The following is a 16,024-nucleotide window of genomic DNA, read 5'->3' on the forward strand; positions in this document are numbered from 1 at the left end:
CGTCGGTCCGTTAGCCTGGCGACCCATGGGAATTGTCGGTGTGGGGATCGATCTCGTCTCCATCCCTGATTTCGCCGAGCAGGTCGACCAGCCGGGAACCGTCTTCTCCGAGACGTTCACCCCGGGGGAGCGCCGCGACGCGTCGGACAAGAGTTCGTCGGCGGCGCGTCACCTGGCGGCCCGATGGGCCGCCAAGGAGGCCGTGATCAAGGCGTGGTCGGGATCGCGGTTCGCCCAGCGGCCGGTGCTGCCGGAGGACATCCACCGCGACATCGAGGTGGTCACCGACATGTGGGGCCGCCCGCGGGTCCGGCTGAGCGGCGACATCGCCAAACACCTGGCCGACGTGATCATTCACGTCTCGCTGACGCACGAGGGCGATACCGCCGCCGCGGTGGCGATCCTGGAGACGACCGCCGACTAGCCTCGATCCCATGAGCGATCTGGTTGAGCGCGTCCGCGAGCTGCTGCCGTCGGTGCGTCGCGATCTGGAAGACCTGGTGCGCATCGAATCCGTGTGGGCCGACCCCGGCCGCCGCGACGAGGTACACCGCAGCGCGCAGGCCGTCGCGGACCTGTTGTCGCAGGCCGGTTTCGGCGACATCCAGATCGTCAGCGAAGGGGGAGCGCCGGCGGTCATCGCGCGTCACCCCGCGCCCGCCGGCGCGCCGACCGTGCTGCTGTATGCCCACCACGACGTCCAGCCCGAGGGCGACCGCAGCCAATGGCTGTCGCCGCCCTTCGAACCCACCGAGCGCGACGGCCGGCTCTACGGGCGCGGCAGCGCCGACGACAAGGCCGGAATCGCAACGCATTTGGCGGCGTTTCGGGCGCATGGCGGGCAGCCGCCGGTGGGTGTGACGGTGTTCGTCGAGGGCGAGGAGGAATCCGGGTCGCCGTCGCTGGGCCGGCTCCTGGCCGCGCACCGCGAGGCGCTGGCCGCCGACGTGATCGTCATCGCCGACTCGGACAACTGGAGCACCGAAATCCCGGCGCTGACGGTAACGCTGCGCGGCCTGGTCGACTGCGTAGTCGAAGTCGCCACGCTCGACCACGGCCTGCACTCCGGCATCTGGGGCGGCGTGGTGCCCGATGCGCTGAGCGTGCTGGTGCGGCTGTTGGCCAGCCTGCACGACGACGACGGGAACGTGGCCGTCGCCGGCCTGCACGAAAGCACCGCCCCCGCAGTCGATTACCCGCCCGAGCGGGTGCGTGCCGATTCGGGGTTACTGGACGGGGTGTCCGAAATCGGTTCGGGTTCGGCGCCGCAGCGGCTGTGGGCCAAACCCGCGATCACCGTGATCGGCATCGACACCACACCCATCGAGAAGGCGTCCAACACGCTGATCCCGAGGGCCCGCGCCAAGATCAGCATGCGCGTCGCGCCCGGCGGTGACGCGGCGGCACACCTGGACGCATTGACCGCGCACCTGCAACAGCATGCGCCGTGGGGCGCACAGGTCAGCGTCACCCGCGGCGACATCGGTGAGCCCTACGCGATCGACGCGACCGGCAGCGTCTACGACGCCGCGCGGGCCGCGTTCCGTCAGGCATGGGGCGTCGACGCGATCGACATGGGCATGGGCGGGTCGATTCCGTTCATCGCCGAATTCGCCGACGCCTTCCCGGAGGCGAAGATCCTCGTCACCGGCGTAGAGGACCCCGCAACGCAGGCCCACAGCATCAACGAGAGCCTGCACCTCGGGGTGCTGGAACGCGCGGCGATCAGCGAGGCGCTGCTGCTGGCCAACCTGGGGTGAGCGGGAAACTCGACCGCCAGAATGCTTAACGAGACCGATGGTCTCGTCGCATACTGCTTCTAGACGCAGCCACTCGTCCGCAGGAGACGCCACCGTGAGCACGGAAACCACCCTGACCGGAGACGCCGGCAAGATCAACCGTTACCACTTTGATCGCCACACCCCGGAGTACCGCGAGCGGTTCACCGCGATCACCGAGGACATGCACGCCAGGTGCCCGGTGGCGTGGACCGACACCTACGACGGGCATTGGGTGGCCGCGGGCAACCGGGAAGTCTTCGAACTCGCCCGATGCCCGCACGTATCCAACGACCACGACGTCACCGGCGAAGGCACCGGCTACAAGGGCATCACGATTCCCACGCTGCCGCAGGGCACCGGCGTCCGTGGCGGCATGCTCGAGATGGACGAACCCGAGCACTCCGCCTACCGCAGCATCCTCAACCCCTACCTGTCGCCGGCGGCCGTCAAGCGCTGGAAGCCATTTGTCGACGAGATCGTGCGGGCCAGCATCGACGAGAAAATCGAAGTCGGGCGGATCGACTTCGTAGACGATCTCGCGAACGTCGTACCCGCCGTCCTGACTCTGGCAATGATGGGTGTTCCCCTGAAGAAGTGGCAGCTCTATTGCGAACCGGCCCACGCCAGCGTCTACACCCCCGCCGATTCCCCGGACGCCCCAAGGGTTTTGGAGCAGACGATGGCGATGGGAGCGGACCTGTTCAACCACCTCATCGAGATCCGCGAGGACCCACGCCCCGGGATAGTGGACGCGCTGGCAAGACTGAAGATCGACGGCAAACCCGCCCCCGACGCCGAACTGCTCGGCATGCTCGGCTTGATCATCGGCGGAGGTTTTGACACGACGACGGCGCTGACCGCGCACGCGCTCGAATGGCTTGGTGAAAATCCCGAGCAGCGCGAACTGCTGAGGCGGGAATCGGAAACGCTGCTCGACTCGGCGACCGAGGAATTCCTGCGTTACTTCACGCCCGCCCCGGGCGACGGCCGCACGATCGCCGCCGATCTCGAAATAGCGGGCACGCAGTTCAAGGAGGGCGACCGCCTGTGGCTGTCCTGGGCGATGGCCAACCGCGATCCCGCGGTGTTCCCCGAGCCGAACCGATTGGACCTGAGCCGAAAGAACAACCGGCACTTCAGCTTCGGGCTCGGCATCCACCGCTGTATCGGCTCCAACGTCGCGCGTGTCGTGTTCAAGTCGATGCTCACGGCGGTGCTCGACCGGATGCCCGACTACCGCTGCGACCCCGAGGGCACCGTGCACTATCCGACGATCGGCGTGATCCAGGGCATGCAGCACCTGCCGGCCACCTTCACGCCCGGCAGCCGGCTCGGACCGGGGATCGACGAGACGCTGGAGAAGCTGCAGCGGGTCTGCGACGAACAGGGGGTCGCGCGGCCCATCACCGAATACAACCAGCCGGCCGTCATCGGCGCCTGACTACACCGACAGATCGCGGCGCAGCTTGGCGACGTGGCCGGTGGCCTTCACGTTGTACTGGGCGACGGCGATCTTGCCCTTCTCGTCGACCACGAACGTCGAGCGGATGACGGCGGTGACCGTCTTGCCGTACATCTGCTTCTCGCCGTACGCGCCATAGGCCGTCAGCACCTTGCGCTCGGGATCGGACAGCAACGGGAACGTCAGCTTCTCGGCGTCGCGGAACTTGGCCAGCTTCTCCGGCTTGTCGGGGGAGATCCCGATGACGTCGAGGCCGGCGCCGTTGAGCTCGGCCAGGCTGTCACGAAAGTCGCACGCCTGCTTGGTGCAGCCCGGCGTGGACGCGGCCGGGTAGAAGTACACGACGACGCGACGCCCCTTGTAGTCGGCCAGGGTTACCCTGTTGCCGTCGGCGTCGGGCAGGCTGAAGGAGGGCGCTTTGTCGCCCGGTGCAAGCCGCGTGGTCTCGGTCAAGGTGGGTCCCTTTCTGTTCACCGGAGCGTTGGGGTTACCGCCAGCTGATCTAGGGTAGTTCGGGCAGGTGCATGAGCCGGATAGTGGGCGAGTTGGAGGACACAGTGGCGGACCGGGACCCCGAAGCCATCAAGCAGGACATCGACGTCGCCCGTGACCAGCTGGCGGCCACCGTCGACTCGCTTGCAGAGCGGGCCAACCCTCGGCGCCTCGCCGACGACCTCAAGATCCGGGTGATCGGATTCGTGCAGAAGCCGGCGGTGCTGGCATCGCTGGCCGGGGTGGGGGCCCTCGTCGTGGTGGTGGCGGTGCGCCGCGTCAGGAATCGGTGACGCGGCCGGCCTGGACGTACACCGGAATGTCGTCGGCCCAGGGCTGATTCGTTGCCATGTCGTCGACGTCGCAGTAGCCGCGTTCGAATTCGCCCGTCGCCGCGTCGACCAGCCGGTATTCCTGCCGCTGGTGATGGATGGGCTGGGCGTCCAGGATGACGACCCGCACCTCGCCCGGCTCGAACCCGCACCGCTGCTGCAGCGCCTCGATCAGGCACTCGTTGTGCATGTGCCCGTCGCCGAAGTTCCAGCCCAGAACCATTGAGCACAGGACTTCGCCCTCACACAGGTTGTAGTCGTCCTCGTCGTAGTCGGCCATGGCCCGGTGCGCCAGGGTGAGCAGCGCGCGTCCGTGCGTATTCATGCCCCGAAACGCCAGGGCGAGGTGCAGCGGGATCAGGGTTTCCTCTTTGCTGCCGTACAACCGCTCGAGCTGCAGATGCTGCATCGGGCCCAGGGCGCGGGAGCCGACGCGGAACTTCTCGTCGGCCGACGGCCGCACGCACCACAGCGTGGTGTCCCAGTTGCCGGCGTAATACCGCATGCCGGGCAGGAACGAGACCTTGCGCGGGTAGAGGTTCCCGAGGACGACGGTGCCGGCGATGACCGCGAACAGGACGGCGATCGGCAGCGGGTGGGCGATGTTCGACAGCCCCAGGCGCGCGTGCGCGACGAACAGCCACAGCACCCCGAAGATCATGAACACGTTCCACTCCAGCGGCACGCCCATCGGGAAGGCCAGCAGGATGTTCAGGTGGAACACGATCATCACGAAGGCGGCGAGAGCCGTCGGCCACCCGCCGTGTGAGAAGAGCAGCACCAGCGGGACCAGGCCCTCCACCGCGGTCGAGAAGTGCGCGATGAAGCCCGCCAATGGGCTGGGCCGCAGGTCGTCCGGATGGTGCTTGAACATCGACCGCTTGAGCGGGCCCGACGGGATGAACGGATTGTTCGCCAGCATGGTCGAGATCACGAATGGGAAGTGCTTGTTCAGCTTCGAGGTCGCCGCGCCCAGCCAGATCACCATGAACACGACCTTCGCCCCGACGACGATGTCCACCCCCGTGAACAGAAACGTCAGCGCCAGCGGCACATAGACCTCGCCCCGCGCGGCCAGAAAGATCACCTTGTCGCGCAGGCTGAGCACTGCCAGCACCGCCAGAACCGCGGCGGTCCGCCACCACGGCAACACACCGATCACCGTGTGCAGAGCGGGAATTGGCCCGCTGCCGTCGGCCAGCAGCGCGGACACCAGCAGCAGCAGCAGAATGCCGTACAGCAACGCGTCGAACGGAGTCCGGTTGCTGCCGTTGGTGAACGGCACCCGGGTCGGCCAGGGTGGCAACCGGATGGTGCCCGGCCGCAGCCAGTACAGGATCGACCCCATCGGGGGGAAATAGCGCCCGGCCAACGGGCCGAAGCAGCAACCGAGGCCGATGACCTCGAACAGCATCGTGTAGAGCACGGCCTTCTGGAACACGATCGGCTCCGACCACCACGCGCCGACCTGTGTGAAGCCGCCGATGCCGGACGTCGACCAGGCGAACAGCCAGCCGCCGAGGATGTACAGCGCGATCTTCACGCCGTACATCACGTGCATCACCAGTGGGGTGCCGAACCCGTGCTCGGCGATGTGGCGCGCCATCGGCACGATCCGCTCGGCCCGTGAGCGGGCGCTCCACTCGGCCATGTCGACGACGGGCAGGTTGGGCCGGATGAACCCCATTGCAGCTCCTTCGACGCAGCGTGTCTCAAGGGGGCCTATCGGCGCTTCTGGCGCCAATCGGTGCCAGCAAGAAATTACTGCAGGAGGGGCTTTTGCGATGCGACACGACGGCAAACGGGTATTGTGCCCGGCGTCTCCGTGGCGACGGTGGTTCGGCCTACTCCCAGCCGGGCGGGTCGTTCTCGGCCATGTAGGCCTCCCATGCGGCGCGGCGCATGGTCCGGGTGTGCAGGTTCTGGCAGATCGCTTGCGCCTCGGCGGCGGTGGTGGCCCGGCCCAGGGCGTGGTGCACAAAGCCGTCATCGACGCGCTCGGCGCGGAAGCCACCAGTCGACACCGCATGGACTCGGTACTCGCTGCGGTCATCGATGTTGGCATGGAAGTGGCCGTCGTAGGGTTCGACCCACTTCAGCTCAGTTTTCACAAGTCCCCTCTGAAAAACCCCGTCGCAGAGATGGTAGGGCTCGCGGGGGCGCTGGGAACTCGCGGGCGCGCTGGGAAAAGGATTCCGGGGAGATTATTAGCCAACGGGCGAACCCCCATCGAAGTGGAGAAGCCCCCAAATAGATATCTGGTGGGCTGGTGCGCCGTCAGGGTTTCGAACCCCGGACCCGCTGATTAAGAGTCAGCTGCTCTACCAACTGAGCTAACGGCGCTTGTGGTCGGCCGAGACCGCGTAGGCGACAATAACAGGCGTTGCGCCACGGAGTGAAATCCCGACCCCGTTCCAGGATAGCTGCCCGGCGGTGTGCACGCTGGTAAACGTCCGAGCTCGCTCCGGCCGGCGATCGCCTGACTACCGTCTGCTTTTCGCCGCGCAATTCTGTGTACTGCTGAAAGATGTTGTCGCGCACTAAATTCGGTTACAACACCGTGCCGCAGAAGGGGGTCCGGTCGGTGCCGAACGCCGCGTCCAGCTCGCCCGGCGCTCCCTGGCGCACTTCGGTGATGCGGTTGGCGCGGGCCAGCTGCGAAGCCCGATGCGCCCCCATGTAGATGGTGGCCAAGTCGGCCAGCCCGATCTCGATGTCGGGGGACCCGTCGTGGGGCGTGCACTTCCCGGCGCCGTCGCGGATCTGCAACTGGAAGCGCCCTCCCGCCAGGCCGAGGGGGTCTGTGACTTCCAGCACGATGTCGGCATCGGCACGGTAGGTGCGGGCGCCGAGCGTTTCGGGGACGTCGTTGATGCGCACCCACAGGAAGTCACTCACGCCCGTGGTTTCGGCGGCGCGCAAGTCGACGAGTTTGAGCGGCAGCGGATCGTCGGGGGGCGCGTCGATCTCTATGCGATAGAACATCTCCAAGACCAGGAGCGTCTGCAGCAGCTCGGTGTGCGCTTCATCGGTGATGGGGCAGAAGTCTTCGACGACCACGGTGCCCAACGGCGGCCGGAACGCGTGCTGTTGTGAGCCGACGACACGGTAGGTCAGGAAGCCGTCGGGGTGGATGGTGTAATGCAACGCAGATCCGTTGCCGCGCTGGGTCGGTCGGTCGTCCAGCGAGTCGGCCCACCACGCGTCGTCCCGGGATATCGCGCCATTGGTTGCGGCACACCATCGTTCGTAGAGCTCGGGCAGGTGCCGTCGCGCCTCGACGGCGTTGACCTCGCGCGCACGGATCGGGCCGGGCTTGTCGCGCAACTTCGCGAAACGGCGGTCGATGGCGTAGGTGTGGCTGTAACTCGACACCCCCGCGCCGAAACCGTCGTACATCGCGGTCTGCGTCGGGACGCCACACACGATCGGATAGCCACGGTCCAGCAATATGCCAAGGCCGGGTGCGGTGACCTGGACCCCGGAGCTATACGCGTGCATTCTGGTCGCGGTGGGGGGCGTCGCGTGGAGCCAGTCGGCGTTTCGAGCGGGTCCGCTGACCGCGTCGATGCCGACCTTGCAGATGTCGCAGCCCGTGGTGGCGGCGGTGCTCGGCGTCGTCGTGCTCGGCGAGACGCTGAACACGGGCCGCGCCGGGATGATCGCCCTGGTGGCGGCGGCGTTGGTGATGACGGCGGCCATCGTCAAACTCGCGCGTCGAGGCCGTCAGCACCCGCGACAGGGTCGAGGCGCAGCGGCGCGACGAGGTCGGCTCGCCGGCCTGATCGGCCCGCGGCGGGGCCCGAATGACGAATTAATTGCGGTGGTGACACCGATCGGCAGCCCCGCCTCGCATGGGCAGGGGAGTGTCGGCAAAAGCCATTAGAATGCCTGCAGCTACCTCGCTGGTCAGCGGTGACCAACTGGAGATTCATACGGAAGGTCACTGGATGACGCATTTGCGGAAACGACGATCGTGGCTGCTAGTCGCGATGGTTCCGATTGCTGTCTTGGGTGCCGCATGCAATGGCAACCATGCGGCGGCGCCCGCGAAGGTCATCTTCGACAAAGGCACCCCGCTGGCCGATCTGCTGGTCCCCAAGCTCACCGCGTCGGTGACCGACGGCGCCGTCGGTGTGACCGTGGATGCGCCGGTCACGGTGGCCGTCGCCGACGGCGTGCTCGCGTCGGTCACCATGGTCAACGAGAACGGTAGGTCGATCAGTGGGCAGCTCAGTCCCGACGGGCTGCGCTGGTCGACCACCGAACAGCTCGGCTACAACAGGCGCTACACGCTGAACGCGAAGGCGACCGGCCTGGGCGGCGCGGCCAGCAAGCAGATGACCTTCGAGACTAGTTCACCGGCGCACCTGACCATGCCCTACGTCAGTCCGGCCGACGGCGACGTGGTGGGCATCGGTGAGCCGGTGGCGATCCGCTTCGACGAGAACATCGCGAACCGCGCGGCCGCCCAGAAGGCCATCAACATCACCACCAACCCTCCGGTCGAGGGCGCGTTCTATTGGCTCAACAATCGCGAAGTGCGTTGGCGCCCCGAGCGTTTCTGGAAGTCGGGAACCGCCATCGACGTGGCGGTCAACACGTACGGAGTGGACCTGGGCGACGGGATGTTCGGCGAGGACAACGTCAAGACGCACTTCACCATCGGTGACGAGGTGATTTCAACGGCCGACGACACCACGAAGACGGTGACCGTGCGGGTCAACGGTGATGTCGTGAAGACCATGCCGACGTCGATGGGCAAGGACAGCACCCCAACGGCCAACGGCGTCTACATCATTGGTGCGCGGTTCAAGCACATCATCATGGATTCCTCGACCTACGGCGTTCCGGTCAACTCGCCCAACGGATATCGCACCGAAGTCGACTGGGCCACCCAGATGTCCTACAGCGGCGTCTTTGTGCACTCCGCGCCGTGGTCGGTGGGCGCCCAAGGCCACACCAATACCAGCCACGGATGCCTGAACGTGAGTCCGAGCAACGCCGAGTGGTTCTACGACCACAGCAAGAGCGGCGACATCGTCGAGGTGGTGCACACGGTCGGGCCGACGCTGCCGGGCATCGAGGGGCTCGGCGACTGGAACATCCCGTGGGTGCAGTGGAAAGCGGGCAACGCCAACACCTGACGGCGGTCAGTCGATCTTTTGCCAGGTCCCGCAACTGCGCGTCATGAATGCGGTATCGGTCGGCAAGATCCGGACCACCTGAGGCCCGTCGCCGACGTTGTTGTCGATGATGTCGTTGGTGTTGAAACTGCGCAGCCTGGCCCAGTAGCACCCGTACTTGCCGCCCTCGGTGCGATAGGTGCCCGCCGCGATGTCCTTGTTGACGATGAAGGTGCCGTTGTTCTCGATCGAGGTCTTGGGCCCGGGCGGGGGCGGCGGGGCGACGGTCATCGTCACCGTCTTGGTCTCCGCCGGCACCGTCGACGTGACGGTCATCGTGGTGTGTGTCGACTCGCCGCAGCCCGCGAGGAACAGCGCGACCCCCGCGACAGCCGCTGGCCCCGGGCGGATGCGCCCGGGTCGGTGCGGGGCGGGACTTTGGCTGTTCACTACTTTCCACTCACGGGTGCGTCGGCGTTTGCGCGGAAACGGTAGCACCAAAAAAGGTCAGGGAGCGGTGATGCTCCCTGACCTGTGGGGTGAGTGACGGGACTCGAACCCGCGACATTCAGGATCACAACCTGACGCTCTACCAACTGAACTACACCCACCACGACCGCATGCCGACCCTCGCACGATGACGGTCAACGAGCGGCGACGTCGATACTAGCCGGTTGGCGGCGCGCTGGCCGAATCGCTTGGCCCCGGTGCGTCTCTTCCGCCGTCCAGGGCGGTGACCACCGCCTCGATTTCGCTGGTAGACGGCCCCGGCGGCGCGACAAACGCGGTTCGCCGGTAGAACTGCAGCTCGCGGATGGATTCGTGAATGTCGGCCAGGGCCCGGTGGGCCAGCCCCTTGACGGGCTGACCGAAGTAAATCCGCGGGTACCAGCGCCGGCACAGCTCTTTGATCGAGCTCACATCGATCATGCGGTAGTGCAGGAACGAGTCCAGGGCGGGCATGTCGCGCACGATGAAGGCGCGGTCGGTGGCGATGGAGTTGCCGGCGAGCGGCGCCGTCTTGGGTTGCTTGACGTGTTCGCCGATGTAATCCAGCACCATCGCCTCGGCGGTCGCCAGGTCAACGGTGGACGTCCGCACCTCGTCGGTCAGCCCGGAGCGCGAGTGCATTTCGGTCACCACGTCGCCCATCGCCGCGAGCGCGGCATCGTCGGCATGTATCACCACGTCGACCCCCTCGCCCAGAATGTTCAAATCGGCGTCGGTCACCAGCGCCGCGATCTCAATCAGCTTGTCCGAGCCCAGATCAAGCCCGGTCATCTCGCAGTCGATCCACACCAATTCGTCTCGCACAGCGCTCAGACTAGTGGCGATCGCAAGTGCGGCGGAGCCGGGCGGGGCGGGTCGCCACCATCAGACTCGGGCCCAGCTGGCGCCCGCGCCGGACCTCGCCCCCGGACAAGCTGGAGAAGTAGGGTGAGCGTTGTCGAACTGCATGCCGAATCATCGCCGGAACAGGGGCGCAGCACGATGAGCACTGATTCAGCGGCCACGGCCGCTGCGCGGATCGCCGACGGCTATGCCGTCGACGGCCAGGCACTGGAATTGGGCACGGTCGTCGTCGACGGCGCAGCCGATCCGACGGCGCAGATCCGTATCCCGTTGGCCACCATCAACAGGCACGGCCTGGTGGCCGGGGCCACCGGAACAGGCAAGACCAAGACGCTGCAACTCATCGCCGAGCAGCTCAGCGCCGCGGGCGTCCCCGTGCTGATGGCCGACGTGAAGGGCGACCTGTCCGGGCTGTCCAGGCCCGGCGAAGGCAACGACAAGACCGCCGCGCGGGCCAATGACACCGGCGACAACTGGAAGCCGACCGGTTTTCCGGTCGAGTTCTTGTCGTTGGGCACCAAGGGAATCGGCGTGCCGATACGCGCCACCATCGACAGCTTCGGCTCCGTTCTGCTGTCAAAAGTGCTGGGACTCAACGCTACTCAAGAGTCGACGCTTGGGCTGATCTTCCATTGGGCCAAGGATCAAAACCGCCGGCTGGTCACCACGGACGATTTACGCAGTGCCATCGGCTACCTCACCAGCGACGCGGGCAAGGAAGACCTGAAATCCCTGGGCGGCGTTTCGGCGACGACCGCGGGCGTCATCCTGCGGGCGCTGGTGAACCTTGATGCCGAGGGCGGCGACACCTTCTTCGGTGAGCCCAAGCTCGACCCGAACGACCTGCTGCGCGCCAACGGCCAAGGGCAGGGCATCATCTCGCTGCTGGAGTTCACCGGTCAGTCGGTGCGTCCCGTCATCTTCTCCACCTTCCTGATGTGGCTGCTCGCCGACCTGTACACCCAACTGGACGAGGTCGGTGACGTGGACAGGCCGAAGCTGGTGTTCTTCTTCGACGAGGCGCACCTGTTGTTCGCCGACGCGTCCAAGGCCTTCCTCGAACAGGTCGAACAAACCGTCAAGCTGATCCGGTCGAAGGGCGTCGGGGTGTTCTTCTGCACCCAGCTGCCCACGGACATTCCCAACGACATCCTCTCCCAGTTGGGCGCTCGAATTCAGCACGCGCTGCGGGCGTTCACGCCCGACGACCAGAAGGCGCTCAGCAGGACCGTCCGCACCTACCCGAAAACCGATGTGTACGACCTGGAGTCGGCGTTGACGTCGCTGGGAATCGGCGAGGCGGTGGTCACCGTGCTGTCCGAGAAGGGCGCACCGACGCCGGTCGCGTGGACCCGGATGCGGGTGCCGCGCTCGTTGATGGCGTCGATCGGCCCCGGGGACATCGAGGCCGCGGCGAAAGACAGTCCGCTGCAAACGAAGTACGGCCAGACGGCTCCCCAGCCCGCGCAGCCGCAGGCCGCACCACAGCCGCCGCAGGCGGTACCGCAGCCGCCGCAGGCCCAGTCCGGCTACCCGCCAGTCCCGCAGAATGAGCCGGTACCGCCGATGCCGGAGCCGGCGGAGCCGAAGGGCTCGAAGGGGCCCTCCATGTGGGAGGAGGTGCTGCAGAACCCGACGGTGAAAAGCGGGATCAACACCGCGATACGCGAAGCGGTCAAAAGCATCTTCGGTACCGGCCGCCGCCGGTAGTAGCCCCTACCCGCCGCCCAGCTTCTTGTAGAAAGCGCCGACGATGGGCGCCACGATTGCGCGTGGCCCGTACCCGCTGGCCACCGACATGGCCTTCGACGTCAGTCCCGGAACGACGCGCATCTTGTTGCGCGCCAACGCATCCAGCGATACCCGCGCGGTGTGCTCGGTCGAGATCCACAGGAAGTCCGGCACCAGCCGCTCGACGATCGAGGCCTCGGTGTCGTCGGGCAGGTCGGTCCGCACCGGGCCGGGCGCCAGCAGCGTCACGTTGACACCGGATCCGCGCAGCTCTCCGCGCAGCGACTCGCTGAAGGTGTTCGCGAACGCCTTGGTGGCCGCGTACGTGGCGTTGTAGGGAATCGGCGAATTGCCCGCCGCCGAACCGGAAATCAGGATCCCGCCGGACCTACGCTCGACCATTCCCGGCAGCACCGCCAACGTAAGGTCATGCACCCCAAGGACATTCAGCTGCAGCTGGGCCTTTTCGCCGGCCGGATCGAGCGTGGCGACCGGACCGAACGTCGCGGTGCCCGCGTTGGCACACAGGATCGAGATCGGGCGGGCGGCCAGCTCGTCACACAGCTTCGCGCGTTCGCCCGGGTCGGCCAGGTCGGCGGGGCGCACGTCGACGATGACGCCGTACTTGTCGGTCAGGCGGGCGGCCAGGTCCTTGAGCAGGTCTTCGCGGCGCGCGGTGACGATCAGGTTGTGTCCACGTGCGGCGAGTTCGGTTGCCAGCGCTTCACCGATGTTCTGCGAAGCTCCGGTCACAACGGCGCGCGCCTCGGGGCTTGGAGCGGGTAGCGGCATGCGCCAATCGTAGACAGCCGGCGAAATGGCGCCCGCAGCCGATCGCGAGCGCCTATAGAGTGCCGGGAATGAGCCAGCCGGAGTCGCGTTCCGTCAGCCCCGCGCGATCGCGGGTGGCGGCGTGGGCGCTCTGGGACTGCGGTTCGACCGGTCTGAATGCGATCGTGGCGACCTTCGTCTTCGCCGTCTACCTGACCAGCAGCGTTGGGGTGGGGATATCTGGCGCCACCACGCCGGCGAGCTGGTTGGGCCGCGCGGCGGCCGTCGCCGGGCTGACCGTCGCCGTGCTCGCGCCCGCCGTCGGCGTGTGGGTGGAGTCCCCGCACCGCAGGCGGGTGGCGTTGAGTGTGCTGACCGCCACGGCGGTGACGCTGACCTGCTTGATGTTCTTCATCCGGGACAGCCCCGGCTACCTGTGGGCCGGTCTGCTGCTGCTGGGGGCGACGGCGGCCTGCGGCGACTTGGCCAGTGTCCCGTACAACGCCATGCTGCGTCAGCTCTCGACGCCGCAGACGGCCGGGCGGATATCCGGATTCGGCTGGGCGGCGGGTTATGTCGGAAGCGTGCTGCTCCTGTTAGTGATCTACACCGGCTTCATCTCCGGATCCGGCAAGGGGCCCGACGCGACACGTGGTTTGCTGCGAGTTCCCTTGCGGGACGGGCTTTATGTCCGGGAGGCGATGGTGGTGGCCGCGATCTGGTTCGCGGTGCTGGCGCTTCCCCTGCTGTTCGTCGCGCACCGGCTGACGGAGTCGTCGGAGGGGTACCAGCCGACGAGCATGCTGGGTGGGTACCGCAAGCTGTGGACCGAGGTCGCCGCGGAATGGCGGCGCGACCGCAACCTGGTGTACTTCCTGTTCGCCAGCGCGCTCTTCCGGGACGGGCTGGCGGCGATCTTCGCGTTCGGCGCGGTGCTCGGCGTCAACGTCTACGGCATCTCGCAGGCCAACGTGCTGATCTTCGGGGTGGCGGCCAGCGTGGTCGCCGCGGTGGGCGCGGTGCTGGGTGGGTTCGTCGACCACCGGGTCGGCTCGAAGCCCGTCATCGTGGCGTCACTGTTCGCGATCGTCGTTCTGGGGCTGACCCTGATGACGCTGTCGGGGCCGGTGGCCTTCTGGGTGTGCGGGCTGCTGCTGTGCATGTTCATCGGGCCGTCGCAGTCGTCGTCGCGCGCCTTGCTGCTGCACATGGCCAAGCACGGCCGGGAAGGCGTCGCGTTCGGCCTCTACACCATGACCGGGCGGGCGGTGGCGTTCGTGGCACCGTGGCTGTTCTCGGTGTTCGTCGATGTCTTCGGCGCCGTGCGGGCCGGTCTGGGCGGAATTTCGCTGGTGCTGATCGCCGGATTGCTGGCGATGCTGGTGGTGCGGGTTCCGGCGCGCGGCGGCGCGGTGGCCGAACCCGCGGCCGAGCCGTCCTAGCCGGCTTGGAGGTAGCGGCTAGCCGCGAGCGTCGCAGATCGTCAGGCCGCCGCCGACGCGCTTGCTGACCTGAACCCCGTCGACGGTGAGCGTGCAGGTGACGCTGTGGCCGATGTTGACGATCGTGACATTGGGCGGGTGGTCAGCCGACTTCGACAGGCTGACCTCCTTGCTCCACGGCAGCGCGACGTTGAATTCGGTCTGGATGAGGCCACCGGTGTCGATGTACATGATGCTGATCGCGCGACCCTCACCCGAGACGGTGTAGACGACGTCTTGCATCGTGGCCGGCCCGGTCGTCTCGGGCGGCAGCTGGCCGCTGGTCGGCGGTATCGGGGCCGGGATGAGCGACGGCGACCGGTGCGGCGATGTCGTCGTCGTCTCCGGGGTCGGCTCCGGCATCGCCGGCAACGGCGGGACGGCGGTCTGGGTCTTGATCGCGTCGTTCGCCAGCACCAGGGCAATCACCAATGCGACGACCAGCAATACCGCCGCGCCGGCGCCGAGCCACAACCATCGCGACGATTTCGGGCCGTCGGGCGGCGGGGGGCCCATGGCGGTCGGTAGGTCGCCCGACGGGGGCAAATCCTGCTGCCAGTACGCCGGGAGCTGCTTTGTGGTGTTCGTCTCGTTCGGGGTGGGCGCCCAGGGCGACGCCGCCCCGCCATAGCTCTGCGCGTACGGCATCTGGTCGGCGTACGCGGGATCGGCGGGCGGCGCATACCTCGGTTGCTGTGGCCCCGGCTGCGATGTAGGAAACCGCTCGGTGGGACGTGAATCGTTCATGTCCACCTCATGGCTTGCAGGGTACCTGGGCTCGATGTTAAAACCCTGAGTCACCTTACGACGGACTGCTCAGCGGCACTGAATTTCCGGCCGCGAGCGCGGCCGCCGTCATTGCCCGCATGACGGCGCGCGACCTTGCCGCGCGGACGGTCTTGCTGCGCGAAGTATCGGGGGACTTCATGCTGTGCGGTGTCGAATTCAGCAGACCGAACACGGCGTGCGCGGCCAGCCGGGCATCGGCCTCGGCCAGCTCGGGGTTCAGCTCCCGCAGTACCCCCACCCAGACCTCGACGTATTGACGCTGGGATGTGCGCACCTGCTTTTCGGCGGCCGCGGGCAGGTACGCGAGGTCGCGATCCTGGATGCGAATCAGGTCGGGCTCGTTGAACACGAAGTCCAGATGGAAGTCGATCAGCCCGTCCAGGGCTGCGGCCGCGTCGGCGCCGTCGGTCTGCACCTGCCGGGCGCCGGCGAGCAGCCGCGTGCTGATGCCCACCAGCAACTCGACCAGCAGCGACTCCTTGTTGGGAAAATGCCGGTAGATGGCCGGACCGCTGACCCCGGCGGCCGCACCGATGTCTTCCAGCCGCACCGCGAGGAACCCGCGCTCGGCGAACAACCGCTCGGCGGCGGACAGCAGTTGTAGCCGGCGGTCGGACTTCAACTGGCTCCGGCGATTTGGAGCGTCAGCGGGACCGGCCTGGTCCTCGGAGGCGGACGCTGTCATGACGGACCTCCGTCTGGTCAA

General features: G+C 67.1%; 15 protein-coding genes, 2 tRNA genes and 2 pseudogenes. 8 read left to right on the forward strand and 11 right to left on the reverse strand.

Features of this window, described 5'->3' with window-relative positions; all coding sequences use genetic code 11:
• Positions 1-25 precede the first annotated feature (25 nt).
• From acpS to B8W69_RS26535, 3 genes are all read left to right on the forward strand, one after another.
• Positions 26-424, forward strand: coding sequence for a holo-ACP synthase AcpS (gene acpS / locus B8W69_RS26525; RefSeq protein ID WP_007774057.1), 399 nt, complete (start codon positions 26-28; stop codon positions 422-424).
• 10 nt (positions 425-434) lie between these two features.
• Positions 435-1,760: a dipeptidase gene (locus tag B8W69_RS26530; RefSeq protein ID WP_085292671.1), complete on the forward strand. Its 1,326-nt coding sequence runs from the start codon at positions 435-437 to the stop codon at positions 1,758-1,760.
• Positions 1,761-1,854: 94 nt separating this feature from the next.
• Positions 1,855-3,222: a cytochrome P450 gene (locus tag B8W69_RS26535; protein WP_085292672.1), complete on the forward strand. Its 1,368-nt coding sequence runs from the start codon at positions 1,855-1,857 to the stop codon at positions 3,220-3,222.
• Here B8W69_RS26535 and bcp read toward each other — a convergent pair whose 3' ends face one another.
• Positions 3,223-3,696, reverse strand: coding sequence for a thioredoxin-dependent thiol peroxidase (gene bcp, locus B8W69_RS26540; RefSeq protein WP_085292693.1), 474 nt, complete (start codon positions 3,694-3,696; stop codon positions 3,223-3,225).
• Positions 3,697-3,800: 104 nt separating this feature from the next.
• On the opposite strand from bcp, the gene B8W69_RS26545 reads away from it, so the two are divergent.
• Positions 3,801-4,028, forward strand: coding sequence for a DUF3618 domain-containing protein (locus tag B8W69_RS26545; RefSeq protein WP_085292694.1), 228 nt, complete (start codon positions 3,801-3,803; stop codon positions 4,026-4,028).
• On the opposite strand, the gene B8W69_RS26550 is transcribed toward B8W69_RS26545, so the two are convergent.
• The 4 genes and pseudogenes from B8W69_RS26550 to B8W69_RS26565 all read right to left on the reverse strand — a co-directional run.
• A complete protein-coding gene (locus B8W69_RS26550; protein WP_085292673.1) occupies positions 4,015-5,754 on the reverse strand; it encodes a DUF3556 domain-containing protein in 1,740 nt (579 codons plus the stop codon). The two genes, B8W69_RS26545 and B8W69_RS26550, sit on opposite strands and share 14 nt — an antisense overlap.
• Positions 5,755-5,911: 157 nt before the next feature.
• Complete coding sequence (locus B8W69_RS26555; protein ID WP_085292674.1) at positions 5,912-6,178, reverse strand: hypothetical protein; 267 nt, start codon at positions 6,176-6,178, stop codon at positions 5,912-5,914.
• Positions 6,179-6,334: 156 nt separating this feature from the next.
• Positions 6,335-6,410, reverse strand: a tRNA-Lys gene (locus B8W69_RS26560).
• A gap of 207 nt (positions 6,411-6,617) precedes the next feature.
• Positions 6,618-7,544 (reverse strand): annotated as a pseudogene (locus tag B8W69_RS26565) (GNAT family N-acetyltransferase); the annotation flags it as partial.
• On the opposite strand from B8W69_RS26565, the pseudogene B8W69_RS26570 reads away from it, so the two are divergent.
• Together B8W69_RS26570 and B8W69_RS26575 are read left to right on the forward strand one after the other, a co-directional pair.
• A pseudogene (locus tag B8W69_RS26570) lies at positions 7,531-7,852 on the forward strand (DMT family transporter); the annotation flags it as partial. The pseudogenes B8W69_RS26565 and B8W69_RS26570 sit on opposite strands and share 14 nt — an antisense overlap.
• Positions 7,853-8,017: 165 nt before the next feature.
• Positions 8,018-9,214 (forward strand): L,D-transpeptidase, encoded by a 1,197-nt coding sequence (locus tag B8W69_RS26575; RefSeq protein WP_085292695.1) that lies wholly within the window; start codon positions 8,018-8,020, stop codon positions 9,212-9,214.
• Between the two features lie 6 nt (positions 9,215-9,220).
• Here the strand turns inward: B8W69_RS26575 and B8W69_RS26580 are convergent, their stop codons facing one another.
• The 3 genes from B8W69_RS26580 to orn form a co-directional block, all read right to left on the reverse strand.
• A complete protein-coding gene (locus B8W69_RS26580) occupies positions 9,221-9,529 on the reverse strand; it encodes an Rv1352/Rv1906c domain-containing protein (RefSeq protein WP_245843381.1) in 309 nt (102 codons plus the stop codon).
• Positions 9,530-9,728: 199 nt separating this feature from the next.
• A tRNA-His gene (locus B8W69_RS26585) sits at positions 9,729-9,804 on the reverse strand.
• Positions 9,805-9,859: 55 nt separating this feature from the next.
• Positions 9,860-10,507 carry an oligoribonuclease gene (orn, locus tag B8W69_RS26590; RefSeq protein ID WP_085292675.1) on the reverse strand — a complete coding sequence of 216 codons (648 nt, stop codon included), beginning with the start codon at positions 10,505-10,507 and terminating at the stop codon, positions 9,860-9,862.
• A 177-nt stretch (positions 10,508-10,684) separates the two neighbouring features.
• Between orn and B8W69_RS26595 the strand changes: the two genes are divergently transcribed.
• A complete protein-coding gene (locus B8W69_RS26595) occupies positions 10,685-12,256 on the forward strand; it encodes a helicase HerA-like domain-containing protein (protein ID WP_085292676.1) in 1,572 nt (523 codons plus the stop codon).
• 6 nt (positions 12,257-12,262) lie between these two features.
• Here B8W69_RS26595 and cmrA read toward each other — a convergent pair whose 3' ends face one another.
• Complete coding sequence (gene cmrA / locus B8W69_RS26600; protein WP_085292677.1) at positions 12,263-13,069, reverse strand: mycolate reductase; 807 nt, start codon at positions 13,067-13,069, stop codon at positions 12,263-12,265.
• Positions 13,070-13,137: 68 nt separating this feature from the next.
• Here cmrA and B8W69_RS26605 point away from each other — a divergent pair, with 68 nt between their 5' ends.
• Positions 13,138-14,490, forward strand: coding sequence for an MFS transporter (locus B8W69_RS26605; protein WP_085292678.1), 1,353 nt, complete (start codon positions 13,138-13,140; stop codon positions 14,488-14,490).
• Positions 14,491-14,508: 18 nt separating this feature from the next.
• Here the strand turns inward: B8W69_RS26605 and B8W69_RS26610 are convergent, their stop codons facing one another.
• Together B8W69_RS26610 and B8W69_RS26615 are read right to left on the reverse strand one after the other, a co-directional pair.
• Entirely contained in the window at positions 14,509-15,282 is a 774-nt protein-coding gene (locus tag B8W69_RS26610) for an MmpS family transport accessory protein (protein WP_085292679.1), read from the reverse strand.
• A gap of 49 nt (positions 15,283-15,331) precedes the next feature.
• A complete protein-coding gene (locus tag B8W69_RS26615) occupies positions 15,332-16,003 on the reverse strand; it encodes an SACE_7040 family transcriptional regulator (protein WP_085292680.1) in 672 nt (223 codons plus the stop codon).
• Positions 16,004-16,024 lie beyond the last annotated feature (21 nt).

Source organism: Mycolicibacterium vulneris (assembly GCF_002104765.1).
Classification (GTDB): Bacteria; Actinomycetota; Actinomycetes; order Mycobacteriales; family Mycobacteriaceae; genus Mycobacterium; species Mycobacterium vulneris.